Here is a 25,549-nt window from a genome sequence, read left to right on the forward strand (position 1 = left end):
CATATCCCTCACTTTTTATTTACTTAAGGAAGTATTCTTCTTCTTTACTACAATCCCTTTTTTTACAAAGAAGTTTGTGCCCACTACTCCAAGAACAATCAAAATTGTTCCGATGATGTGATAGTATGCGATTTGTTCATGTAAGAATACAACACCCGCGATAATTGTAATAAGTGTAGATAAATTGCTAAAAACACTTATTTTAGCTGCTTCAATATAAGATAAGGAATAGTTTAATAGCAATGCCGTCAGCAAGGACGATAGTAACCCTAAATATAAAATTGAGATAAGAAATGTTCCATTCGTAAAAGGTTTAAAGTATACCGTTATTGTACCTTTACTTATATGGCTGGCGATTGCGATTAAATTAAAGCTAATAAAACCGATTACTGTCATAGTGTAAGTTAAATCCATTAGTTTGAATTTCTTCGTCATTTTTCGAGCTAACACATTATAGAAAGCAGATGATAATGCCGATAGCAAAATAAGAATAACACCTATGAAACTAGTTTCATGAGTTCCTATACCATTCATGATAAATATATAAATGACACCAATGACAGAAATGAGTACAGAGATTTTTTGCCATGTATTTGTATACTCTTTTAAAAAATAGGAAGCTAACATCATTGTAAATATAGGAATCGCCGCTTGTATAATTCCCGCCTCAGAGGAACTTGTATACAATAAGCCAAAAGCTTGAAAAGCAAAAAAAAGTGCTGGATAAAAAAACGCAATTGGTAAAAGAGAAAGTATGTTTTTTAATGATATATTTAACTTTACGAATCCAAAAATAATCGGAATATTTGCTGCTATGAAAGCAACTGTAAAACGATGAGCCAGAGTATCAAGAGGGCTTGTAATGGTTAGTGTTAGTTTCACGAATAAAAAGGAAAATCCAATAATAAATGAATAGAGTAAAGCTGATAAATATGCCTTTGTTGTAAGTTTCATAATTTCACCTCATAGTAACTGATTTTTTACTGGCCAGTATACGTACATATTAATCTTTCTGATCTAGTGCTACAATGTGAATAAATACAAACTGTACCGGTACAAAATAAACGTAAGAGGTGTCATAATGTATAAGTATTTACATGTTTTAAATGATTTAGAAAACATGATTCAATATGGAGAGATAAAAGAAGGAAAGAAATTACCGTCTATACGGTCACTCGTTATGCAATATAAGTGTAATAAGGCAACAGTTATACGTGCACTTCACGAATTAGAAAAGCGTCATATTATTTATTCCGTGCCTCAGAGTGGATACTACGTTGTTAAAAAATCAGGGAGTACCATAGAAAGTAACGAGATAATTGACTTTGCCTCTTCAGCACCAGATCCAGATGTTTTTCCATATTTAGATTTTCAACATTGTATTAATAAAGCCATTGATACATATAAAAATGACTTGTTCGTATATGGGACGCCAAAAGGTTTACCGTCTTTAATTCCGGTCATTCAAAAACAATTAGCAAACTATCAAGTCTTCACTAAAGAAGAAAATATTTTTATAACGTCAGGTGTACAGCAGGCGCTAGCAATATTAACTTCTATACCATTTCCAAATGAAAATGAAACGATATTAATTGAACAACCAACATATCATCTATATATTGAATATCTAGAAATAAACCAAATTCCTGTAATTGGTATTAAACGTACGAATGAAGGGATTGACTTAAATGAGTTGGAACGTATTTTTCGAACAGGTAAAATAAAATTCTTTTATACAATACCAAGATATCATCATCCGCTTGGAACTTCTTATTCTAAAGATGAGAAAGAAAAAATCGTATTATTGGCTAAGAAATATAATGTATTTATAGTGGAAGATGATTACTTAGCAGATTTAGAAACGGATTCGAAAGCTGATCCGTTATATAGCTTGAATCATAATAATCATGTCATATATTTGAAAAGTTATTCGAAGATTATTTTTCCAGGTTTACGAGTTGGTGTAGCAGTTATTCCACCGATTATTGCGAATGCTTTTTATACATATAAAAAAATTTTAGATATTGATAGCCCAATGATATCTCAAGCTGCTTTAGAAATTTATATAAAGAGTGGCATGTTTGAACGTCATAAAAATAAAATTAAATCTTCCTATCACGATAGATCTAAAAAATTAGCAGAAACACTAGAAAGAACTCATAGTGAAAACCCACTTTTATTCACATATAAAAAGCATAATACAATTGGAATTCATACTTGTTTAAAATTACATAAAACGAGTATTTCAGAAATTTTTTTCCAAAGACTAAGTGAAAAACAAATAAGTATTGATACAATTGATAAAAATTATGTGAGAGGTTTTCCGCAAGAAAGACTATTAAAGTTAAACGTATCGAATGTAAAGGAAGATAGGATTGAAGAAGGAATTCGTAAAATAATAGAGGAAATCAAACAATTGGAACATATAACCTTCCAATTTAAAAAAGAAAAAAATGAATAAGTAGCTTTGTTGTGAGACGCAAAATAATTCTTTTGTTTGTGTGTATCGCTATAATAATTGAATTTATTTTTGTAACTGAATATTATAATAAGGATGATAATTATAATCCTTCAAAGATACATGGCACGATTTATTAGAAGATAATTCCTAAAGCCAATGCTTAATTAAGGTTATGGCGGGTGTAAACCAATTAGAACGTGATCTGATCCGTACGTGGAAACATAAAGGGATTGAGCTGAATAAGAAAGAAGGAAAATTTAAAGGTCGGTTAAAGAAATACCATAAAAATCATGCAGGAATGAATTATGCAGTAAAGCTTTATGAAGAGGTAGATATGAATGTAAATGAAATTTGTGAAATTACAAATGTGTCTAGGGCCTCATTATTTAGAAAGCTATCGGAAAGGAACAGTTGATGAGTTATACTAAAAATCAGAAATATATAATAAGGGATAAATTCCATAGAGAGGTGGAATTACATGCCTAAAATTGATAATATGTTAGCGATTCTATGGATGCTTCGCTCAGATAAAAAAATTACTGCAAAACAAATTTCAGAAAAGTTAGAGATGAATATAAGGACTGTGTATCGTTAAATTGATACAATTTCAACAAGTGGTGTACCTATAATTTCAGAACCAGGACATAACGGTGGATACACGTTATTAAACAATTTTATTGAGGCTCCTCTTTTTTTTGATTTTGAAGAGCAAACTTCACTATTTCACGCTGCTGTTTTTGCAGAAGAAGCCGGATATTATGGAGGTGAAGCATTAAATAGGGCCATTTCAAAACTAAGTAAATACTCAAATCAAGAGCAGGAAGCAAAGATAAACCGACATTTAAGTAGTCTAGAAGTAATAAGTCGATTTAGTTCATCCTCTATGGAACATTTTTTGAAGGAGTTGGAGCAGGCCGTAACTGATGGGTATTCAGTAAAAATTCTTTATTATAAAAGTGGGAAAAAGCAATTAAATTATAGATTGGTCGATCCGTACAGAATTATCTATTGGAATAATAAGTGGTATGTGATTGGATTTTGTCATCTTAGGAATGATATCCGTAGTTTTAGGGTAGATCGAATTGAAAATTTAATGCTAACCGAAAATAAGTTTAACCGGCCAGAAAATTTTTCAGCACGTGACTTTTTTATAAAAAATCTTCTTCCAACTATAGAAGATAAGGAAGGGATTATTTCTTTGGTTATTAGTGGGGATAAAAGTGTATTGGCTGATATTTGCCAACATTGGTTTTTAGGACATTATTTACAAGTGCGGACTTCAAATCAAGCAGTTTTTCTTCTTGAAAAAGATATGATACATACATATGTACCTTATTTACTTTTACCGTACAATAAATCTATTAAAGTTATTGAGCCAATAAGTCTTAAGAAAAGACTTATTGAAGTTCTGTCGGAATTAATAAAATTTCATGAAGTATGATAACTTCCCTGACGTTAACTGTCAGGGAAGTTATATTATAATATCCATATCAATTGTGATTGGAGTGATATGGGATACAAACAAAAAAAGTTTTTCTATATGTATTTAATACAATGTCGGACTGGGAATATGGATATTTAATTACCGAACTAAATTCAGGAAGATATTTTAAAAAAGATTTAGTACCTTTAAAAGTAATTACAGTAGGAGCTAATAAAGAAATGATTACTACTATGGGGGGACTGAGCATAAAACCAGATATTTCCCTTGATGAATGTACTCTTGAGAGTAAAGATCTTTTAATTTTACCAGGAGGGACTACTTGGAGTGAAGAAATTCATCAATCTATTTTAGAAAGAATTGGCCAAGCTTTAAAGATTGGCACTATTGTTGCTGCAATTTGTGGTGCAACTGATGCCCTAGCGAATATGGGATACTTGGATACTAGAAAGCATACAAGTAATAACTTAGAATATACTAAAATGGTATGTCCTAACTATAAAGGAGAAAAGTTTTATGAGTTGGTATCTGCGGTATCTGATGCAAATTTAGTTACTGCATCAGGGATAGCTCCTCTGGAATTTGCAATGGAGGTACTGAAAAAATTAGATGTATTTGCACCAGATACATTACATTCATGGTATAACCTAAATAAAACTCACAAACCTGAATACTTCTTCCAGTTAATGAATTCAATAAATTGCTGAACTAAAAAATCAACTAAGCAGATTTATATTTGTTTAAAAAATAACCATGCTCTAGACAATGTCAAAGCATGGTTATTGAATATAACTTAAAAATGGGTATAAAGTAATGAAAATTCCTTAACGTTGTATATTCGTATCTTCCTGACGTTACCTCTATAAAAGGAAATATGATAACAATCATATACCGAAAGTGATAGAACTGAGTTATAAAAAGTAGAAGAAAAGTGTTATGTTAATACTTTTTAGAGCACCCAATTGTTGAGTGCTCTTTTTGTTTAGGACATAATTGTTTCAAATGGAAATAAACTACCAATAGATGATATCTTTAAAGTATAGCATTTATTTTGAATGGGAGTTATTGGTTTACTCGCTTGTTATTTCTTAAAATACTATGTAGGTGTTGAGCATGTGGATGTTGTTGAGCCAAATAAAAATAGAAGAGAATTTGCAAAGAAGTTTGGTGCGAAAAACCTCTTTGATTCAGAAAAACAAATAATAGAAACATATAATTACGGTTTGGAATGTTCTGCTACAAATAGAGGGTTTCACACATTACAAAAGGCTATTAATAGTAATAGAGCGATATGTATTCTTTCTGATGGTAATATAGAAGACTTAACATTAACCGCCGAATTTTATCGAAAAGAATTGAAAATCATTGGTTCAAGTGATGGATATGGTTACCAAAAACATGCAGATTGGTTTTTTAGTCAAATAGAACAGACGCCATGGATAGAAGAGATTTTTCAATATGAAATTCATTATACTGCACTTGAAAAATGTTTTGAGGAATTAAGTCAAGGAATAATTACTCCTTTAAAAGTATTTGTCTCATATGAATAAAATGACAACGTACTTGTCACGTAGCTTACATATATTTTGTCATTAATATGATAATAAAACGAGGAGTAGCATGTACGTGTTAATTTTTAATAGGCACAACGGGTTGTTGCTCTTTCATTATGTACAAATCGTATATTATCTTTCTCAATGTACATATTAAGTAAAGTATTTAATATCACGTACATAAAAGGCGGGGTAATATGGATGGAAATAAGAAAAATGAAGAATTGAGTAAATTTAAGAAACAATGGTTTAATGAAGATAATCAACCAGTAGCTGGTATAGAGCTAGCTTTACCGCCTGATATAGGCAGCATGTTAGACTTGAAATCAGTTGATGATAAAAGTGGAGAAAGTAATAATGAATAAGTTTAATCTATAAGCATCCATTTGGGTGCTTTTGTTTTTTTGACAATAGAAAATAGATTATCAAATTCTTATTGAAAAAAGGTGGATCTAAATAGATCCATTTTCTATATATGTAAGTTTTAATTTCCACCAAAAAGTTTAAAGTGCATCTAGAATGCTAATAACATTTACCATTAAAGGATTGGGCTATTATGCATATTATTGTTGAAAGCATTACTTTAATTCTCACTGGGATTCTTGCATTAAAAATGACAGGTAGTAAATCTGTTAGCCAAATGACAAGAGTTGAAATCATTATAGTAGTATCAATTGCGCGTATTATTGTAGAGCCTGTATTAAGTAGGAAAGTAGTCCCATCTATATTCGCGGCTATCATATTTGCAAGCATACTACTTATCATTCATTTCTTTGAATTGAAATCAAGGGAGGTAGAACAATTTCTAAATGGAAGTAGCATTGGCTTTTTTTATTTTCTACAAGCGTAAGGATTAATAAAATAGGGTGGATTTTAAACCAGTCATTATAATAGATATAGACTTATAATTATGCTATATTCAATGGACCTAAAGTGAATGTGGTAAAAAATTAATTTGGCATAGGTAGCCGCAGTGTAAAAGTTGATAAGTTTTTAATGTGATACTAAAAATGAGATGAAAACAAGGAGATAGAAACATAATGGAATTTTGGGAATCAAGTTTTATTGAGAAACAAACAATGTGGGGATTTGAACCTACAGAATCTGCAATTTTGACAAAAGATTTTTTTCTAGAAAAGAACATTAAGGACATATTAGTTCCCGGTATTGGATATGGTAGAAACGCAAAGGTATTTATCGAAAATAGTATAAATGTAACAGGTATTGAAATTTCGAAAACAGCGATCGATTTAGCAAGAGAAAACGGACTAGAAGATGTTAGTATGTATCACGGTTCAGTAAACGAAATGCCTTTTGATAATAAACTGTATGATGGGATATTTAGTCATGCACTTCTTCATTTGTTGAATGGACAGGAAAGAGAAAAATTTATTGAAGATTGTTATAATCAGTTAAAACCAGGTGGATATATGGTTTTTACAACTGTTTCTAAAAAAGCTCCCATGTACGGAAAAGGAAAACAGTTGGATAAAGATTATTATGAGATAATGGAAGGTGTAAAAATGTTCTTCTATGATTCTGAATCTATAAAAAAAGATTTTAATCAATATGGATTAGTACAAGTTTCGGAAATTGATGAACCAAATAAGAACATAGTAAATAAACCTTCAATCAATTTCTTAATGATAAAATGTAAGAAAGAACGATAACTAAAAGTTATTAAGAATGATTAAAGATGTTTATATATTGATTATGCACAAATAAAAAGGACAAGCATATAATATAAATACCTTTTAACTTTAAGTAACCTTAACTTTCGTTAATAGGGTATCTCAAAATCCCCAAAAGAGCACTTGCGGAAACAAGTGCTCTTTTATTTTTTTGTTTCATAAATATTTATACTTGCAAATTTCGTGCAATAAAAATAAATCTGAGAGAAATAACCATATCTTTATTATACGATTATTTCTGAACTACAAACGTTATAGCATTTGTTTTTAATTGAATGTGTCTTTCATTACGAACTATATTATAAGCTAATTCTTTTATTTCAACTTTTACTTCTTTCCATCCTTTATAAATGCTTTTTAATAGACGTATCATTTCTTCGGTTGGGAGATTAATTTCAATTAAAGCTTTTACTTCTTCATTCGTTTTTAAAACAATTTCTTGTATGTTAGAGTTAATAATTAAACAATTAATACCGCCGTTTTTTGTCCCTTGTTTCATAGAATGGAGCACTTTTTTAAAAGCTTCTTTTGATTTAACATGCTCTAAACTTGATACTGCAACGATATAATCATAAGCGTTAGAGTCAATATGATAGTTTTCAATTTCTGCTTGTTCTGTTTTTATAACCTCGAATACATCATGTTCTTTACTATAAATTTTTAGCTTTGTTAAAGCGGAATCAAGTAAATCAACACATGTAACAGTGCCATTATAATTTTTTATTATTTGTGCAATTGGAATGCTATTTCTACCGACGCCAGATCCAAGGTCAAGTACTTGTAATTTGTTTTGCCCTTCAAAGTAGTTCATTAAGTCCATAACTGTTTTAACCGGTTTATAAAGCCAAGAGCCAGCTTCAAACAATTTATATTGTTCATAGCAAAGATCGTGATATTTCTTTTCTTCTTGTCTTATGTAATCGATACGGTTCATATTGTTTCAGTTCCAATATTTTTATTACAAAATGAATAGGTGGGGCAGCCTTTAACATTTGTTTGAATTCGAAAAATACCACCAGCATGTGGATACTCTTTTAATTCGTCATCAGTCATTCTTGTTCTGGCTGTTGTAACATATAAATCAGTTAAGTTAGGCCCACCAAACGTACATGATGTTACATATAACGCAGGAATTGGAATACTTAATATTTGTTCTCCAGTAGAGGGATTCCATCTAGTTATTTTTGAACCTCCCCAATGTGCAATCCATAAACAACCTTCTTCGTCAATTGTCATACCATCAGGTAGACCGTCATTTTCAGAGAAAATGATTACATCACTTGGATTATGAATTTCTCCAGTACGTATATTATATTGATAGCGAACCACTTTTTTAGTAGGTGTATCTATAAAGTAAAGGTATGTATGATCAGGTGACCAAGCCATTCCGTTTGAAGTATTTACATGTGAAATTTTTTTCTCTACACTTAAATTATTATGTAAACAATATAAGGAACCTGCAGCATTCATACCGTATGTATCTGTAGTACCTGCCCAGAAACGACCAGCGGGATCACATTTTCCATCGTTAAAACGATTTTCTATTAAATGTTGTTCGGGGTCAAAAATATGTGTCAGTTTTTCTGTATTTACATTAATAGAATAAAAGCCGTTTTCCATAGCTAAGAGTAGTACATCCTCTAAATATGGAACAACACAGCCAATTTGTTGATTGAGAGCAATTACTCGGTTCGTATTAGCGGTAGGATTGTATATGCATAATTTTCTCTCCATAATATCAACCCAATATAAAAGTTGCTTTTTTTCATTCCAACATGGTCCTTCAGCTAAACTTGCTTTAGCATCTAAAACTAATTCTATATCACTGAACAAGATGTTCACCTCGCGTTATAAGATATTAATATAATTCGATAAGAATAGAGGTAAACCTTTTAGTCAGAGGATATTAAGATTTATACTGTAGAAAAATGACCTTCTCACAAGTGATTAAAAAAGTGTATAAACAAGGAGAGGAAAATGCATATGATGTTTTACGAAATTGTTTGCTTTTCTTGTAAGAATATATTTCGTGTTTACGAAGGTAGTGAAAAATATAAGCGATTTAAAGAGAAACCAAAAGGGGCATATTGTTGTGATGAGTGTAGCCACAAAATTCAATTAGAAGCGATAAAGAATTTTTTTAGGTAATTAAACTAAAATTCCGGAAATCATAACTTAATTTTTATTTTAGAAGATTTTTTAAGAATAATGTCTAAATATAGAATGTAAATAAAGATGAAGTATACACAAAACAATTCGTTTAATCGATAAGTATATATTATGAAAATTGAGTTATAAAAAAAACGGCAAGCTAGAATTCGCTTGCCGTTTTTTTATAGTTTTGTATGTATTTGTATACCTTTTTCTTTTTCTTTTTCGTTCTTTACGCGTACAATTAAATTATAAGATCCAGATTTTGGTGCTTCAAAAGAAAGTAAACCTTCTTTTTGAGAAGTGACTTCTTCTTCGTAAATGACCTTATCGTCTTTAGTGATTTGTAATAAAATTGTACCCTCTTCAACGGTTGCATCAAAAGGGAATTGTACATTTCCTTGTTCAGTTTTGATCGTTTGTACATCGTAATACCCTTTCAGGGAGCCAATGTTTAAAGTTGTTTCGCCGTTTTTTTGAACCTTGGTGACTTTTACTGCTGTATTACCACATGCGCTTAATAATACAACAAGAGTTAGAATGAGAAATAAACGTAGTAATTTCATAGTGATCCCCTTTTTATCATTATAAAATTTTTCCAATGCGTAAATTAGTTTATCATTTTTTTATAAACAAATATATATATTAAAACTAAAAGTTGTTATTTAGTGATAATCTCTTATATACCATTTGGTTTCTATTAGTCTAAGAAACTTCAGTACATGTTGAATATTCAATTAATAAAATGTTATAGGAGTTAAATATTTTATCTTACTATTAGATTACTTGAATAAAAAGAAAACACCGAAAGTATATATAAAAGCAGGTACTTTCAGTGTTTTCTTTTTTACTATCGTGAATACATTTTCGGACATTCATCACCACTTGGTTCATAAAAACAATGGCTTTTAAACTGTCCTACAAATGGCTGGTTATACCATTCAGGTGAACAAGCTCCAACTGGACGGAAATACCAAAGTGCCCATCGTGCGGGCCAGCGCCATTCACCTTGCAAAACTTTTCGTGCGATTTCTTTTTCTGATTCACGAGCGCGTTGGTAAAAATACCCGTATTGTACTGCTTCGAATCCGCCGGGGCTTTGATATACAGCGTCGCGTACGGTACGGAGTTGTTTGAAATCTAAGCAATCACAAAATACACGGTTTACTACAACGCATCCAACTAACTCCTCACCTTGGCGACCTTCGCCTTCAGCTTCAGCACGAATTAAACGAGCTAGTAAATCAACATCACTTTCGTTGTATGGAATAAGGGGCATAGCAATACCACCTTTCTGTTATAGTAAAGATTGTATGTTATAAAACAATCGGCGTGCTTTTTTACATAAAAATAATATTAACTTTAAGAGGAGCTTGTATAAAAAAAGCTAATTAGTAATAGTAGATAAATATAAAAGGGAGAGGTATTATGTATCGAATTCATAAAGACCATATCATTTACTCAATGTCACCAGATAATCAGCCTTGTATCGAAGTAGAAATAGGGAGTCGTCTTGTATTTGAAACATATGATTGCTTTGAAAATCAAATTGATTCTGAAGATGTTGCGTTTCAAGAATTAGATTGGAACCGAATTAATCCAGCGACTGGTCCAGTATTTATTAATGGTGCAGAACCTGGTGATATATTAGTCGTAACGATTGAAAAAATTAAAATTGCAGAGCAGGGCGTTTTAACTACAGGTGCAAACCTTGGTGTAATGGGGGATGAGTTAAATGAAAATACAGTGAAAATTGTCCCAATACATAACGAACATGTTTTGTTTTCAAGTGAACTACAAATCCCGATTAATCCAATGATTGGTGTTATTGGTACTGCGCCGAAAGAAGAGAGCATTTCATGTGGCACCCCGCATGATCATGGTGGAAATATGGATTGTAAAGAGATAAAAGAAGGAACGACATTGCTATTACCTGTAAATGTTCCTGGTGCTCTATTAGCATTAGGCGATTTACACGCAGCGATGGGGGATGGTGAAATTGGTGTTAGTGGTGTAGAGGTTGCTGGTGAGGTAACTGTAACAGTTCAAATTATAAAAGAAAAGAAATGGCCGTTACCAATGGCTATTCAAAAAGAAAAAATGATGACGATTGCTTCAGAGAAATTGTTAGATGATGCAGCAAGTCGTGCTGTACATAATATGGTGACATTTTTACATGAAGAATTAGCAATGTCTAAAGCTGATGCAACTCTTTTATTATCGGCAGCAGGTAATTTAAAAGTTTGCCAAGTTGTGGACCCGTTGAAAACGGCGCGTATGGAATTAGGGATGGATTATGTGGAGAAACTAGGATTTACTTTTAGTAAATTTCATATTAAATAGATAAGGGACGAAAAAGGATACTTTTGTATAAAAGCATCCTTTTTTTAATTTACGGATTTTGTGAAAAGAGGTAGTATTTATTTTATATAAGTATATTTGAGATTGTGCATTAAAAAGGAGTTCAATAATGGTCAAAATTATGATTGTAGAAGACGATATGAAAATTGCAGAACTATTATCAACATATGTTGCGAAATATGGTTATCAAGGAGTTATTGTATCGGACTTTCAAAATGTATTAGACATTTTTTTAGATGAACAACCAGAGTTAGTTTTATTAGATATTAATTTACCGAGTTTTGATGGTTACTTTTGGTGTCGTCAAATTCGTGGTGTTTCTACATGTCCGATACTATTCATTTCGGCTCGTGAAGGTACGATGGATCAAGTTATGGCGTTAGAAAACGGTGGCGATGATTTTATTCCGAAGCCTTTTCATTATGAAGTTGTAGTGGCGAAAATTCGTAGTCATTTAAGACGTGCATATGGAGATTATGCACCGAAACTAGAAGAGCGAATGATTGAGCAACAAGGCCTTTGTTTATATCCTGAAAGACTTGTATTGAAACTTAGAAACGAAGAGATTGATATAACGAGAAACGAAGCTATTTTATTAGAGACATTAATGAAAAATTATCCGCGTGTTGTGAGTAGGGAAGTGTTGTTAAATAAATTATGGGATAGCGAATCTTATGTTGATGATAATACATTAAGTGTAAATACAACACGTGTGCGTAAAAAGTTACAAACGTTACATATAGAAGGTGCGATTGAAACGATTCGTAGTGTTGGATATAGATTGCATATTACTTGGGATACTGGTATAGAAAAATGATAAGGTTGTTTATACGTGATCATATACCACTTATTTGCTTTACTATAATTCAACTACTAGCTATATTTCTCGTATATTGGTTTGATGGGCATAATCACATTACAACGGCGTTATATGCAATGTTTCTAGGGGTTTTCTTTATGGGAAGTTATTTAGTGTTTCGTTATTTTACACATCGTTCTTTTTATGAGCGCTTAGCAAACCCGATGCAATCTTTGGATGAATCTGTTCAAAAATCTGATTTTGCAGCTGTATCGGCTGCTCTTCAAGAACTACTTGAGGTGCAATATCGACATTATCAAAATCAGCTGCAAATGCAAGAGAGAAAAAATAATGACCATTTAACCTTTATGAATCAGTGGATCCATCAAATGAAAACACCTTTATCTGTAATAGAATTAATTACACAGGATGAAGTAGATTCACGTTTTGAAAGTATAAATGAGGAAACTGATCGATTAAAAAAGGGATTAGAAATGGCTCTGTATGTCGCACGTTTAGAAGCATTTACACAAGATTTTTATGTAGAAAGAGTACAACTACATAAAATAGTGAATGATTCGGTACATGAGCATAAACGGTTCTTTATCCGGAATTTTGTATATCCAGAGCTTGAAATTGATAAAGGCATTACTGTAGAAAGTGATGTGAAATGGTTACAATTTTTAATTGGGCAAATACTATCGAATGCGATTAAATATTCATCAGGAAGTAGAGAAAAGATTAAAGTGAAAGCTTGTAAGGAAGGTAATACCGTCATACTTGAAATTGCTGATAATGGCGTAGGTATACCGAAGCAAGATTTACCAAGAGTCTTCAAACCTTTCTTTACAGGAGAAAACGGTAGAGGTTTTAAAGAATCAACAGGAATGGGGCTATATCTTGTATATGAAATTACAAAACAATTAGGTCATAGTGTAGAGATTCATTCAGAAGTTGATAAAGGTACGGCAGTACGAGTAATATTTTTTAATGTGTAAAAATTGATCAAGGCTAAAGAACTTTGGAGATAAGTTTTTTAGCCTTGTTTTGTATTTTTTTTAAAGTTTTCATATGAATAAACGATACAAATTAGTAAAAATTAAAGATACGAGCACATGAAATTGTAGAAATGAAAAATAATGGTTTTTGTAGTACAAATAATAATATTTACGCATACAGTATTATCATGGTACAATATGGTTACTAATGACGGAAAGGAATGATGGGTGGACGATGATTAACTAATCTTATTTTTAAATGTTGAAATTCAATAAATTTCAATTTCTAAAAAATAGGATTAGTCTGCCCAATTTCCATAGAACGGTATTGCTATTTATGTTACGTAATAGCTTATTTGGGTGTAAATATTTTAACGACTAATCCTGCCAAATTTATTTGGGAGGATTTTTTTATTCTCCCTTAATGAAAGGGATCGGTATTATGAAAGAACTATTAAAATTAAATGATGTTTATGTTGAAATAAAAGAAAATATGTTGTTAGAGAAAATGAATGTGACAGTAAAACAAGGGGATGTTATCGGACTAATTGGTAAAAACGGTGCTGGTAAATCAACGTTACTTCAATTAATAAATGGAAAGATTGAGCCTTCAAAAGGGATTGTTGAATGGCAGCAAATGAATATGACAACCGTATATGTTGAGCAAGAAATAGAATCTTTTATTAGTAATGATGTAATTGCAAAAGAAGCAGAACTTCTTGCGAAATGGGGTGTGCCAACGAACGATTTTCATACTTTAAGTGGTGGTGAAAAGCTGAAAATTCGATTAGCAAAAGGATTTGCTGAAAATCCTAATGTCTTAATATTAGACGAACCGACAAATCATTTAGATGAGATCAGTACGGGATTTCTCATTAAACAAATAAAAAACATGAAAGGTACAGTTATCGTTGTATCGCATGATCGATATTTTTTAGATGTTGTCGCAACAAAAATATGGTCAATTGAGGACAAAAAATTAATTGAGCATAGTGGTAATTATACGAGCTACATGAAAGCACGTGAGCAAGGAAGGAAGTCGCAGCAGCGTGAATATGAAAAGCAGCAAAAAAAGATAGAACAAGTAGAAACACATATAAAAGAATTGAGTTCATGGTCACAAAAGGCACACGCGCAGTCTACAAAACAAGAAGGTGTGAAAGAATTCTATCGTGTAAAAGCGAAGCGAATGGATGCACAAGTGAAGTCAAAACGAAAACGACTCGAAAAAGAGCTGGAGAAAACGAAAGTAGAACGTGTGAAAGAAGAGTATTCAGTTGAGTTTTCTATTCAAGCGAACAAAAAAGTAGGAAAACGCTTTTTAGAAGTAAAGCAATTAAAAAAAGACTTTCATGGGAAAGTATTATTTGAAAACGTTAATTTTACAATTCAGCACGGTGAGAAAGTTGCGATTGTTGGACCAAACGGTAGTGGGAAAACAACATTACTGAAGATGATTATGGGAACGGAAACTGCTGAAGGAGAAATATGGATTTCACCTTCAGCAAACATCGGCTATTTAACACAAGAAGTTTTTGATTTACCGCTTGATAAAACACCAGAAAATTTATTTTTTAAAGAGACGTTTGAAGAAAGAGGAAAAGTCCAAAATTTAATGAAACATTTAGGATTCCAAGCGTCTCAATGGAAAGAGCCGATTGAGCATATGAGTATGGGAGAAAGAGTAAAGTGTAAGCTAATGGCTTATATTTTAGATGAAAAAGATGTACTCATTTTAGACGAACCGACGAATCACTTGGATCTACCTTCACGTGAACAACTTGAAAATACATTAGCTGAGTATAACGGAACATTAGTAATTGTATCTCACGATCGATATTTTCTGGAGAAAACAACTAACACAAAACTCGTGTTTTCAAACAATACGATACAAAAGCAGCTAGAAGAACCTACTAAAACAAGAGATGATATTGAAGAGCTACGTTTAACGTTAGAAACAGAGAGACAAGAAGTATTAGGAAAATTAAGCTTTTTAACTTCTAAAGACAAAGAATATAAAGCACTGGATGAACGGTTTATTGAACTTACGAAGCAGATTAAGGAGCTGTAACGTAAGTAAGGGGGATTAACATGGGAGAAGAGAGATTCACTAAGTTATTTAAAATAGATTGTAGAGATATATACTTGCAAGAGTTTACTGTCAAAGATGCAGAGAGTATTTATAAAATAGCAAATCAACCGGAAATAGCAAAATTTTTACCAGACTGGAAATCAACGAAAGAACAAAGGGTGGATTGGATTGCAGATTATGAAATACCAGCAAACAAAGCATTTCTTGATGCAGTGAAAACTACGAATAACATAGATAATCATATGTTAAAGCTAGGAATATTTAAGAAAGCTACAAATCAACTCATTGGATGGTGCTGCACAGCTATGAAAGAAGAACTCGCTTCACCAAACAGAGAGATAATGTATGCTATCTCAAATGAATATCAAAATCATGGCCATGCTACAAAAGCGACTAAAGGTTTAATTGACTAATTGTTTAAAGAAACAAATTTAAATGTCCTTAACGCAATTGCTTTAATTAACAATGTAGCATCAAATAAAGTTATTGAAAAATGCGGGTTTATTTATAAGAGCCAACAGAGGATAGAAAATCAAATATATAATCATTATATATTGAGAAAATCTGAGTGGATAAAAATATAACGTTTGGTAGTAAAAGACCGATAGCAATCGGTCTTTTCTCATTTATATAATAAAGATTTATTATACATTATATTTCCTACTACTATACAATTATTATAAGATAGTTATGCGTTAATTTTAGTTTGAAATAATTATGTTGTCAGTTTTTTTAGAAATCTTACAAGCGTGTAAGGTAAATGAAAGGTGAATCAATATGAGCTGTAAGATAATTCATTTACACTTTATAGTGAGCAGTGGAAATGAAGGGAGAATATACATGGAAATTTTACAGGCTAAAAGTATTAGTAAAGTATATAAAGGGAAAGTACCTTATAAAGCATTAGTAGATATTGATTTATCAATTCAAGAAGGTGAATTTGTAGGAATTATGGGTCCATCAGGTAGTGGGAAAACAACGTTATTAAATATGGTATCTACTATTGATTCTCCATCATCGGGAGAAATATTTATTAATGGCACAAATCCTTTTCAATTATCATCAGAAGAATTAGCGTTATTCCGCAGAAAACAATTAGGATTTGTTTTTCAATCATTTAATCTTCTTAGCACACTTACTGTAAAAGAAAACATCGTATTGCCGATGACTTTAGATGGTGTTTCCGTGCAAGAAATGAACAAGCGATTGGAAGAGATTGCAGAGAAGTTAAATATTACAGATATATTGAATAAAAGAACGTTTGAAATATCAGGGGGACAAGCTCAAAGAACAGCAATCGCTCGTGCGATCGTTCATAAGCCGCAATTATTACTTGCAGATGAACCAACAGGGAACTTGGACTCTAAATCTTCAAATGATGTAATGGAGATGCTGGATACTCTAAATAAAGAAGAAAAAGCAACGATGATGTTAGTTACACATGATCCGTATGCAGCGAGCTTTTGCAGCCGAGTAATCTTTATTAAAGATGGTCAACTATATAACGAAATTTATTGTGGTGAAAGTAGGCAAACTTTTTATCAAAAGATTATGGATGTCCTTTCTTTGTTAGGAGGGAAAAGGCATGACTTTTCGTCAGTTCGCATTTAATAATATTTTTCGTAATAAGCGTACATATGCTGCCCATTTTTTAAGTAGTGCATTTTCTATTATGATTTTCTTTACGTATGCTCTTTTATTATTTCATCCTGATTTACAAGGTGAGTTGAAATCGACAAGTGCAACAATAAGTGCATTTGGTACATTGGGATTTTCAGTTTCGCAAGGATTGATTTTTGTATTTTCATTTTTCTTCATTTTATATTCAGTTAGTTCGTTTTTAAAAACGCGTAAGAAAGAATTTGGCGTTTTATTGATGCAAGGTATGTCAATGAGACAGCTTAAGAAATTATTATTAATTGAAAATATGTTGATTGGACTTGGTTCAATTTGTATAGGGATTTTCATTGGACTCATATTTTCTAAACTAGTCTTATTGATAAGTGCAAGTGTATTAATGATTAATAATGGTTTACCTTTTTATATACCAGTGCGGGCTGTATTATTAACAGTTATCACATTTCTTTTCTTGTTTTTAATTGTTTCATTATTTACATTTAAAATGATAAAAGTAACGGAACTTGTGGAACTTATTCGAGCAGAGGAAAAGCCAAAACCTGAACCGAAATCTTCAGTTTTATTATCGCTACTTTCTTTAATTAGTATAGGGTATGGATATTTTTCAGTATTTCGCTTCATACCAAGTACCAATTTTATTACGCTTGGAATAGGTGTGCTCCTAGTAATTATAGGAACGTACTTTTTATATACACAGTGTAGCGTGTATATATTGCGCCTTGCTAAAAGGAGGGACTCTTTCTTTTTAAAGAGAACAAATATATTAACATTTTCTGAATTAATTTACCGTATGAAAGATAATGCAACGATGTTTTTTATAGTATCTATTGTTTCAGCAGTTGCATTTACAGCAATTGGTACAACAGCCGCAATTGGAAATAGGGATTTGGTAAGGATGACAAATCCGTATACATTTTTGTATGGAAGTCTTGAAAATGACAAAGTATTGAATAAAAATCTTTCTATTATAAAAAAGCACCTTTCTGATGCTAATATTCCGTATCGAATGGCTTCATCTTCATATATATACACAGAAAATGGCGTAAATGTAATGAAGTTAAGTGAATACAACGATCTTGCTAAAGCACTAGGTTATCAACAAGAAACAATTGAAAAAGAAGATGAAATTTTATTAATTCCTGGAGTCGTATCACAAAAACAAGAATTTAAAAATGGCGAGTATAAAAAGAATATAGAAGTCATTCAAGGTGACTGGACAAAGACATTTCATGTGAAAAAAGCTGTAGAAAATTTAGTTTTACCACACGATTCTAGAACTATTTATATCGCTGTTCAAGATCAGGTATATGATGGAATGCCTCTTACTAGTGACCCAGTTAATAAAGAAATTCCATATCGTACTTACGGATTTGTTGTAGATGATTGGATAAAAACGAAAGAGATTTCCAATCAATTAAAGAGTATATTCGATAAAGATCTTAGGGACAGAGATTTCTACTTTGAAGCTTTAACATTAAACTTGTTGGAAGCAAAGCAAAAGAATGGTTTATTACTTATGGTAAGTATTTTAGTCGGAATCGTCTTCTTTACATTCGCTGCTAGTTTTATTTATTTCCGATTATATACAGATTTGGATCGCGATCAGCAGCAATATAAAATGATTTCGAAAATGGGATTAAGTAAAGGTGAGTTAAAAAAAGTTGTAACGAGACAGTTATTATTAATGTTCTTTTTACCAATTGTCGTTGCAGTGATTCATACTGTAGTCGCTTATATAGCATTACAGCAATTAGTCGATTTTTCTATCATAAATAGCTCTATCGTTATTTTAATTTCATTTATATGTATACAAGTTTTATATTTCTTTATAACCCGTTGGCGTTATCTGCAAAAGCTTTATAAGGTTATGGAGCAATAGAATTTATTAGCTTGTAAGACTACAATAAAGTATGTAGAAAAATGAACTGTATGATGAAAGGAAACGAGATGAAAAGAACTTTAACTATTTTTATGTTAACGATACTACTATTAATAAGTTTTAGTGCATGTTCTAAAAAGGAGAATCCATTTCCTGCAAACGGTGTATTAATAATTGGAGATGAAAATAATATTTCACCAATTATTAATCGTTATCAGGAAATTACGGAAGAAAATGAAGTGTTTTCTGTGAAAAAAGGGGAAGTTGGAAATGGAAATGTCTTAATTTTAAATGAATCTACAGCACAAGCATTGATTAAAGAAAAACTTTTTCGAAAACAAGATAATGGCTCCAATTATATTATAGATACGTTACCGAAATTCCCAAAAGAAGGGGCGCTAATATTTACAAGTGAAGACAATAAGACTATGAAAAGTATTAAAATAGGAGAGGAAGAGATTCCTGTTACATACGATAGTGATGCTTGGATAGGTAACAATCGTAAATATTCAACGGAATGGTATATAATTGTAGCAAAAAATAGTGTTTATAAAGAAATAAAGGCAAATGAAATGAAAATGCATCTTCTTCATTTGAAAAAATCACTAGGTGACGAAAAACCTAAAATGTCGACAGATAATACATTGGTTAATGAAAATGTCAAAGTAAAAAAGTTAATTAAAGGTTTGGAAGGAGAAGTATCTTTTCAATTTGTAACGATTGGCGAAAAACCTTAAAAAAGAGTTCGGAGTTGATAAAAATTTCATCAGCTTCGAACTCTTTTTAGTTTATAGACAAATCAATTATTATGCTTTACATTACTTCATTTAATCGAGTCTCGTTTGTTTCCTCAATCCCATTTGAATTTTGAACTGAATTATTTTGGGATTCTTTTTCTTTACGAGCCTTTTGTAGCATTTCAAGGATAATCCATAAAGGAACACCTTTATCCTTTAACATCTTCCATAAATCTAATTCATTAAATTTATGCTCAGGCTGTTTCATTTCTTTTTCAGATGAACGAATATCAAACTTGATAGGATCATTTACTTTCGTACTTTCAAGTTTAGTAGAAGAGATAGTATTATGCTCAAGAGTAGATGGAGTTATTTTAGTAGGTTGAGATAATGTATGAATATTTGATCCGATTTGCATGCTTTTTCCTCCTTTTCAAGCAATGAGATTAGTTTTCTTATGGTTTTTAAATCTTTTTAACATGAGGAAACTATATCTAATTATAAATCCAAATAAATAGATTTACAAGTTGTATTGTAAAAAGTAAATATTTACTTGAATTAATATTTATCAACATTTGTATATGTTTTCTATATATACAACGTATATAAAATACTTTACATTATGTTTAAGTTGTTAAAGTATTCTGTTATTTTTTAAAAAAGAAACATGTAAACGTTTTATTAGGGGGAGGAAGTATGGGGAAGTTATTTTTAAAAATATGTTTTTTCGCATTAGTGACCGTATGTTCATTCGCAGCAAAAATATCATACGCTGAAGAGAGGCAACAAAATAATTATCCTATCATATTGGTGAATGGATTTGCTGGATGGGGTAGAGAAGAAATGCTTGGCGTAAAATATTGGGGTGGTGTTCATGATATACAGGAAGATTTGAAACGCAATGGTTATACGGTACATACCGCAGCTGTTGGACCTGTTTCTAGTAACTGGGATCGTGCATGTGAATTGTATGCACAAATTAGCGGTGGGACAGTAGACTATGGTGCAGTACATGCTGAGAAACATGGACATAATCGTTTTGGCAGAACTTATAGTGGTTTTGCGCCGAATTGGAGTGAAACAAATAAAGTTCATTTAGTTGGACATAGCATGGGTGGACAAACGATTAGAACATTAGTACAGCTATTAAAAGAAGGTAGTTTTGAAGAAAAGAATTATGTGAAAAATGACCCAGACACCAAAATATCACCACTATTTGAAGGCGGAAAATCATATGTTCATAGTGTTACAACATTAGCAACCCCTCACAACGGTACAACACTTGCGGATGGTAGTCTTCTACTGCCGTTCGTTAAAGATTTACTCATTACAGCTGCAAGCTTTGGAGGAAACAATAATTTATCATTATATGATTTTAAATTGGATCAATGGGGTATAAAGAAAAATGCTGGAGAGTCCTTTTTCCAATATAGTAATCGTATTCTAAATAGTTCACTTTGGAAAAATACAAAAGATATAAGTCAATGGGATTTAAGTACAGATGGTGCAAAGGAGTTAAATAATTGGGTAAAGACGCAACCGGATGTGTATTACTTATCTTATAGTGGACATGCATCACAAGCAGCACCTATAACAGGTTTACATTTACCGTATATTACGATGAATAAAGTGTTGATGGGGAATGCATTTTTCTTAGGTTCTTATGCGAGATATGAAGAAAACCGTCCGTTAGTTGATACTTCTTGGTGGCAAAATGATGGTGTAGTAAATACAAATTCTATGATCGCACCAACTTCTAATGTTGCTGTAAATAATAATGAGTCATTACAGGTTGGAAAATGGAATCATATCGAAACGAAAGCGAATTGGGATCATCTCGATATGGTAGGATTAAGTGTTTCAGACTCGTTAGGTTTTTCTAGCATTCAAGAGTTTTATAGAACAATTGCTGAAAAGCTATCACGTTTACCGAAATAGGTAATAATAAAGCGCTCTCGATGGAATTCGAGAGCGCTTTATATTATATTGAAAGAGGGATTTGGTAGAAAAATATGGGGGGATATTATGAAAATTCAAGTTGTATTATCAGGATACGGAACAGTAGGCAGAGAGTTTATAAAATTATTAAATGAAAAATATTCATATATATATGAAACATATGGGATTCAATTAGTTGTAAGTGGCGTATTAGGGAGAAATATTGCAATACATAATGAAGACGGCTTATCACTTCATCATTTATTGATGTATGGTGGTGGTACCGCTGCAATTGAAAAATATTTAGAGTATCATCCGAAGGAACGTGCCACAACTAGCATAAGTGGTACTGTATTGGTAGAATCAACAGTTACAAATCTTAAAGATGGAAATCCAGGGAAACAATATATGAAACAAGCGATGGAGAAACAGATGGATATAGTAGCAATTTCTAAAGGGGCGCTCGTTACAAACTGGAGAGAAATAAATGAAGCAGCAAGAGGCGCAAATGTACGAATTCGATATAGCGGTGCAACAGCCGCTGCACTACCGACCCTAGATATCGGACAATTTAGTTTAGCCGGTTGCAGTATTGAAAAAATAGAAGGAATATTAAATGGAACAACTAATTATATTCTTACGAAAATGTATGAGGAAGATATGACATTTGAAGAAGCACTGAAAGAAGCACAAGATAAAGGAATTGCTGAGACAAACCCTATATTAGATATAAGTGGCTCAGATAGTGCGTGTAAATTGTTACTTTTGGCAAATAGCTTAATGGGAACAGAGAAAACACTTACTGATATACATATAAAAGGAATCGAGCACGTTACAAAACAACAAATTAGAAATGCTAAGGAACAACATAAAATTATTAAATTAATAGCATCAACATATAAGGATGAGGGTGGCAATGTCAATTTAAATGTTGAACCGTGCGAAATAGAAAAAGATCATCCGTTAGCAAAAGTAAATGGGACCGAAAAAGGAATTACGTTTTTTACAGATACGATGGGACAAGTTACTACAATTGGTGGGGCTTCTAATCCACGAGGCGCTGCAGCTGCAGCTTTAAAAGATGTAATTAACTTATATCGAAAAGATTTGTAAGACCGTACCGCCCTTTATAAAAAATACATATGTCGTGGACCTTTTGAGAATGAAATAAATATGCAAAAATGATTGCAGGGGGTAAGGAATTGTTTAAGGATTTTAAAGTTGTTAAAGATCGTCCCGTTTATATTCAATTGAAAGATTATTTGAAGAAGATGATTATGAAAGGGCATTTGCTCGGGGATCAAAAAATCCCATCAACAAGGGAACTAAGTGAATTACTAAGTGTGAGTAGAAACACTGTACTCGCTGCTTATGCAGATTTAGAGCAAGAAGGACTCATTTATGCAGTTAAAGGAAAAGGGAACTTTGTTGCGAAGGTGGATATATCTAACAATTCGTCTGTTGAAATAGATTGGAAAAATAAACTTAATACAGTGACCGCATTAGCGGATGAATTAGATTTAATGAAACATGGTGTTCGTTGGGAAAAGGGAATGATTGTTTTTAATAGTATAGCCCCGGATGAGAAGCTATTTGATGTTGAAAATTTCAAAAGAGCTTTTCTTACTCGTATGTCCATTGAAGGGGACATCGTATTGAACTACGGATATGCAAAGGGATATAGACCGTTAATGAATTATTTACTTCATTACATGGAAATGAAAGGTGTAGACATTTCAAATAAAGATATTCTAATTACAAATGGATTTACAGAAGGATTGGATATTGTACTCTCTTCTTTATCAAAAAAATCCGGTCGTGTCATTTGTGAGAATCCAACTCACCACGCTGCACTTAAGCTTTTCCGTTTACATGGACTTGAAGTTCATGGGATTGATATGCATGAGGATGGTATTGATACGAATGAAGTTGAAAAAAGTTTGCGTGAAAAAGATTTTGATTTTGCTTATTTAATTCCTTCTTATCATAATCCAACCGGTATTGTTACGAGTTCAGAGAAAAGAACGGAATTGATGAGGTTATTCTCAAAATACAACGTTCCTATTATAGAGGACGGATTTAATGAAGAACTACGTTATTCAGGTTCACATTTAGCTCCATTATTAACTTTTGCTGGAGCTGGCAATAATGTGATTTATATTAGTAGCTTTTCAAAGGTACTTTTCCCTGGTTTACGTGTAGGCTGGATTATTGCAGATAAAGAGCTGATTCATTATTTAGAAAGCGTAAAAAGAGCAAGAACGATTCACACATCTACGCTAGATCAAGCTGTTCTGTTTCAATATTTACATGAGGGATATTTTGAAAAATATTTAAAAAAGGCAAGATCTGTTTATAAGAAAAAATATGAGTTAGCTGTCGGGACATGTAACCAGTACATTCCTTTTAAAAGAATGACTGGAGATGGTGGACTTCATTTATTTATAGAGCTAGAAGAGCATATGAACGCCCGCACACTTTTACAAAAGTGTTATGAGAAAGGCGTTACGTTTTCACCTGGAGATGTTTTTTACTCTGATGGAGAAGGAGCGAACACTTTCCGATTAGGATTTTCGCGCTTGAAAGAAGAAGAAATAGTTCGGGGAATTAAAATAATTGGTGATACATTAAAAAATGAAATTTGGAGTTGAGAAAATGAAAATCGGTGTTATTATGGGCGGGGTATCGTCTGAAAAACAAGTTTCAATTATGACGGGGAATGAAATGATTGCTCATTTAGATAAAAATAAATATGAAATAGTTCCAATTACATTAAATGAAAAAATGGATTTAATTGAAAAAGCGAAAGACATTGACTTTGCGTTGCTCGCATTACACGGAAAATACGGAGAAGATGGGACAGTTCAAGGAACACTGGAGAGTTTAGGGATTCCTTATAGCGGAAGTAATATGTTATCTAGCAGTATATGTATGGATAAAAATATTTCGAAAAAGATTTTACGTTATGAAGGTGTAGAAACACCAGATTGGATTGAACTTACAAAAATGGAGGATCTAAAGCTTGATGAGTTAGATAAGTTAGGATTTCCATTAGTAGTAAAACCAAACTCTGGCGGATCAAGTGTCGGGGTGAAAATCGTTTACAATAAAAATGAATTGATCTCAATGCTAGAAACTGTATTCGAATGGGATTCTGAAGTAGTAATTGAGAAGTATATAAAAGGTGATGAAATTACATGTTCAATTCTGGATGGAAAAGAGTTACCTATAGTTTCAATTCGACATGCAGCCGAGTTTTTTGACTACAATGCAAAGTATGATGATACTAGTACAGTTGAGGAAGTTATCGAACTTCCAGCAGAAATTAAGGAACGTGTAAATAAAGCGTCACTTGCTTGTTATAAAGCATTAAAATGTAGTGTTTATGCAAGAGTTGATATGATGGTGAAGGACGGAATTCCATATGTAATGGAAATTAATACATTACCAGGGATGACACAATCAAGTTTATTGCCAAAAAGTGCAGAAGCAGCGGGAATTAGTTATAGCAAACTATTAGATATGATTATTGAAACATCATTAAAAGTTAGAAAAGAAGAAGGATTTTAAGGGAATTATATAACTAATTCTTTTGACAGTTTCACGAAGTATGCTATGATGAATACATTATAAAAATAAAATATTTATCCACTAGGGGGGCCTTTTATAGGCTGAGATCAAATGTGATTTTGAGACTCTTAGTACCTGATCTGGTTAATGCCAGCGTAGGGAAGTGGGAAAGACGTTGCTATTTAATGAGTAAATAAATACTGTCAATTTCACTTTCTTTACGCCTGTAAAGAAAGTTTT

Annotated in this window: 22 protein-coding genes, 5 pseudogenes and 1 riboswitch; of the genes and pseudogenes, 21 read left to right on the forward strand and 6 right to left on the reverse strand. The window is 32.0% G+C overall.

What is annotated here, in order from left to right; translation table 11 throughout:
* Positions 1 to 15: 15 nt before the first annotated feature.
* The gene (locus BAQ53_RS12115) at positions 16 to 954 is read right to left on the reverse strand and encodes a DMT family transporter (protein WP_208906881.1); all 939 of its coding nucleotides are present in this window, start codon (positions 952 to 954) and stop codon (positions 16 to 18) included.
* A 127-nt stretch (positions 955 to 1,081) separates the two neighbouring features.
* Between BAQ53_RS12115 and BAQ53_RS12120 the strand changes: the two genes are divergently transcribed.
* The 8 genes and pseudogenes from BAQ53_RS12120 (at position 1,082) to BAQ53_RS12155 (ending at position 7,125) form a co-directional block, all read left to right on the forward strand.
* Positions 1,082 to 2,461: an aminotransferase-like domain-containing protein gene (locus tag BAQ53_RS12120; protein WP_208906882.1), complete on the forward strand. Its 1,380-nt coding sequence runs from the start codon at positions 1,082 to 1,084 to the stop codon at positions 2,459 to 2,461.
* A 106-nt stretch (positions 2,462 to 2,567) separates the two neighbouring features.
* Positions 2,568 to 2,876, forward strand: a pseudogene (locus tag BAQ53_RS12125) (helix-turn-helix domain-containing protein); the annotation flags it as partial.
* Positions 2,877 to 2,939: 63 nt separating this feature from the next.
* Positions 2,940 to 3,902, forward strand: a pseudogene (locus BAQ53_RS12130) (helix-turn-helix transcriptional regulator).
* A 74-nt stretch (positions 3,903 to 3,976) separates the two neighbouring features.
* Positions 3,977 to 4,609, forward strand: coding sequence for a type 1 glutamine amidotransferase family protein (locus tag BAQ53_RS12135; protein ID WP_033672617.1), 633 nt, complete (start codon positions 3,977 to 3,979; stop codon positions 4,607 to 4,609).
* Positions 4,610 to 4,957: 348 nt separating this feature from the next.
* Positions 4,958 to 5,452: pseudogene (locus tag BAQ53_RS12140) on the forward strand (MDR/zinc-dependent alcohol dehydrogenase-like family protein); the annotation flags it as partial.
* Between the two features lie 200 nt (positions 5,453 to 5,652).
* Complete coding sequence (locus BAQ53_RS12145) at positions 5,653 to 5,820, forward strand: hypothetical protein (RefSeq protein WP_000348946.1); 168 nt, start codon at positions 5,653 to 5,655, stop codon at positions 5,818 to 5,820.
* A gap of 191 nt (positions 5,821 to 6,011) precedes the next feature.
* Positions 6,012 to 6,278: pseudogene (locus BAQ53_RS12150) on the forward strand (DUF421 domain-containing protein); the annotation flags it as partial.
* 217 nt (positions 6,279 to 6,495) lie between these two features.
* Positions 6,496 to 7,125 (forward strand): class I SAM-dependent methyltransferase, encoded by a 630-nt coding sequence (locus tag BAQ53_RS12155; RefSeq protein WP_000397589.1) that lies wholly within the window; start codon positions 6,496 to 6,498, stop codon positions 7,123 to 7,125.
* A 253-nt stretch (positions 7,126 to 7,378) separates the two neighbouring features.
* On the opposite strand, the gene BAQ53_RS12160 is transcribed toward BAQ53_RS12155, so the two are convergent.
* Positions 7,379 to 8,080: a class I SAM-dependent methyltransferase gene (locus tag BAQ53_RS12160; protein ID WP_001079456.1), complete on the reverse strand. Its 702-nt coding sequence runs from the start codon at positions 8,078 to 8,080 to the stop codon at positions 7,379 to 7,381.
* On the reverse strand, positions 8,077 to 8,979 hold the full coding sequence (locus BAQ53_RS12165; RefSeq protein ID WP_208906883.1) for an SMP-30/gluconolactonase/LRE family protein: 903 nt from the start codon (positions 8,977 to 8,979) through the stop codon (positions 8,077 to 8,079). Before BAQ53_RS12165 ends, BAQ53_RS12160 begins: the two co-directional genes overlap by 4 nt.
* A gap of 144 nt (positions 8,980 to 9,123) precedes the next feature.
* Here BAQ53_RS12165 and BAQ53_RS12170 point away from each other — a divergent pair, with 144 nt between their 5' ends.
* Complete coding sequence (locus BAQ53_RS12170) at positions 9,124 to 9,294, forward strand: DUF2197 domain-containing protein (protein ID WP_000551042.1); 171 nt, start codon at positions 9,124 to 9,126, stop codon at positions 9,292 to 9,294.
* Between the two features lie 185 nt (positions 9,295 to 9,479).
* Here BAQ53_RS12170 and BAQ53_RS12175 read toward each other — a convergent pair whose 3' ends face one another.
* Positions 9,480 to 9,863 carry a BA_1872 family lipoprotein gene (locus BAQ53_RS12175; protein ID WP_208906884.1) on the reverse strand — a complete coding sequence of 128 codons (384 nt, stop codon included), beginning with the start codon at positions 9,861 to 9,863 and terminating at the stop codon, positions 9,480 to 9,482.
* Positions 9,864 to 10,147: 284 nt separating this feature from the next.
* Positions 10,148 to 10,576: a cell wall hydrolase gene (locus BAQ53_RS12180; RefSeq protein WP_001128399.1), complete on the reverse strand. Its 429-nt coding sequence runs from the start codon at positions 10,574 to 10,576 to the stop codon at positions 10,148 to 10,150.
* A 149-nt stretch (positions 10,577 to 10,725) separates the two neighbouring features.
* On the opposite strand from BAQ53_RS12180, the gene BAQ53_RS12185 reads away from it, so the two are divergent.
* From BAQ53_RS12185 to BAQ53_RS12220, 8 genes and pseudogenes are all read left to right on the forward strand, one after another.
* Positions 10,726 to 11,640 carry an acetamidase/formamidase family protein gene (locus tag BAQ53_RS12185; protein WP_000285656.1) on the forward strand — a complete coding sequence of 305 codons (915 nt, stop codon included), beginning with the start codon at positions 10,726 to 10,728 and terminating at the stop codon, positions 11,638 to 11,640.
* 127 nt (positions 11,641 to 11,767) lie between these two features.
* Positions 11,768 to 12,475 carry a response regulator transcription factor gene (locus BAQ53_RS12190; RefSeq protein ID WP_000239007.1) on the forward strand — a complete coding sequence of 236 codons (708 nt, stop codon included), beginning with the start codon at positions 11,768 to 11,770 and terminating at the stop codon, positions 12,473 to 12,475.
* Entirely contained in the window at positions 12,472 to 13,455 is a 984-nt protein-coding gene (locus BAQ53_RS12195; RefSeq protein WP_208906885.1) for a sensor histidine kinase, read from the forward strand. Before BAQ53_RS12190 ends, BAQ53_RS12195 begins: the two co-directional genes overlap by 4 nt.
* Positions 13,456 to 13,897: 442 nt before the next feature.
* Entirely contained in the window at positions 13,898 to 15,526 is a 1,629-nt protein-coding gene (abc-f, locus tag BAQ53_RS12200) for a ribosomal protection-like ABC-F family protein (protein ID WP_208906886.1), read from the forward strand.
* A 20-nt stretch (positions 15,527 to 15,546) separates the two neighbouring features.
* A pseudogene (locus BAQ53_RS12205) lies at positions 15,547 to 16,131 on the forward strand (GNAT family N-acetyltransferase).
* Between the two features lie 256 nt (positions 16,132 to 16,387).
* The gene (locus BAQ53_RS12210; protein ID WP_000404440.1) at positions 16,388 to 17,158 is read left to right on the forward strand and encodes an ABC transporter ATP-binding protein; all 771 of its coding nucleotides are present in this window, start codon (positions 16,388 to 16,390) and stop codon (positions 17,156 to 17,158) included.
* Positions 17,133 to 19,064, forward strand: coding sequence for an ABC transporter permease (locus tag BAQ53_RS12215; protein WP_000144157.1), 1,932 nt, complete (start codon positions 17,133 to 17,135; stop codon positions 19,062 to 19,064). The genes BAQ53_RS12210 and BAQ53_RS12215 overlap by 26 nt, the downstream gene beginning before the upstream one ends.
* A 50-nt stretch (positions 19,065 to 19,114) precedes the next feature.
* Positions 19,115 to 19,801 (forward strand): lipoprotein BA_5634 family protein, encoded by a 687-nt coding sequence (locus BAQ53_RS12220; protein WP_208906887.1) that lies wholly within the window; start codon positions 19,115 to 19,117, stop codon positions 19,799 to 19,801.
* 76 nt (positions 19,802 to 19,877) lie between these two features.
* Here the strand turns inward: BAQ53_RS12220 and BAQ53_RS12225 are convergent, their stop codons facing one another.
* On the reverse strand, positions 19,878 to 20,219 hold the full coding sequence (locus tag BAQ53_RS12225; protein WP_208906888.1) for a DUF3914 domain-containing protein: 342 nt from the start codon (positions 20,217 to 20,219) through the stop codon (positions 19,878 to 19,880).
* Between the two features lie 278 nt (positions 20,220 to 20,497).
* Between BAQ53_RS12225 and BAQ53_RS12230 the strand changes: the two genes are divergently transcribed.
* The 4 genes from BAQ53_RS12230 (at position 20,498) to BAQ53_RS12245 (ending at position 25,309) form a co-directional block, all read left to right on the forward strand.
* Positions 20,498 to 21,739 (forward strand): esterase/lipase family protein, encoded by a 1,242-nt coding sequence (locus tag BAQ53_RS12230; RefSeq protein WP_208906889.1) that lies wholly within the window; start codon positions 20,498 to 20,500, stop codon positions 21,737 to 21,739.
* Positions 21,740 to 21,826: 87 nt separating this feature from the next.
* Positions 21,827 to 22,852 (forward strand): homoserine dehydrogenase, encoded by a 1,026-nt coding sequence (locus BAQ53_RS12235; RefSeq protein WP_016098567.1) that lies wholly within the window; start codon positions 21,827 to 21,829, stop codon positions 22,850 to 22,852.
* Between the two features lie 89 nt (positions 22,853 to 22,941).
* Positions 22,942 to 24,390, forward strand: a complete 1,449-nt coding sequence (gene pdxR, locus BAQ53_RS12240; RefSeq protein WP_208906890.1) for a MocR-like pyridoxine biosynthesis transcription factor PdxR — start codon at positions 22,942 to 22,944, stop codon at positions 24,388 to 24,390.
* Between the two features lie 4 nt (positions 24,391 to 24,394).
* Positions 24,395 to 25,309, forward strand: a complete 915-nt coding sequence (locus tag BAQ53_RS12245; protein WP_208906948.1) for a D-alanine--D-alanine ligase — start codon at positions 24,395 to 24,397, stop codon at positions 25,307 to 25,309.
* A gap of 73 nt (positions 25,310 to 25,382) precedes the next feature.
* Positions 25,383 to 25,488: riboswitch (TPP riboswitch) on the forward strand.
* Positions 25,489 to 25,549: the final 61 nt, after the last annotated feature.

Source organism: Bacillus sp. B25(2016b) (assembly GCF_001679765.1).
GTDB lineage: Bacteria > Bacillota > Bacilli > Bacillales > Bacillaceae_G > Bacillus_A > Bacillus_A thuringiensis_K.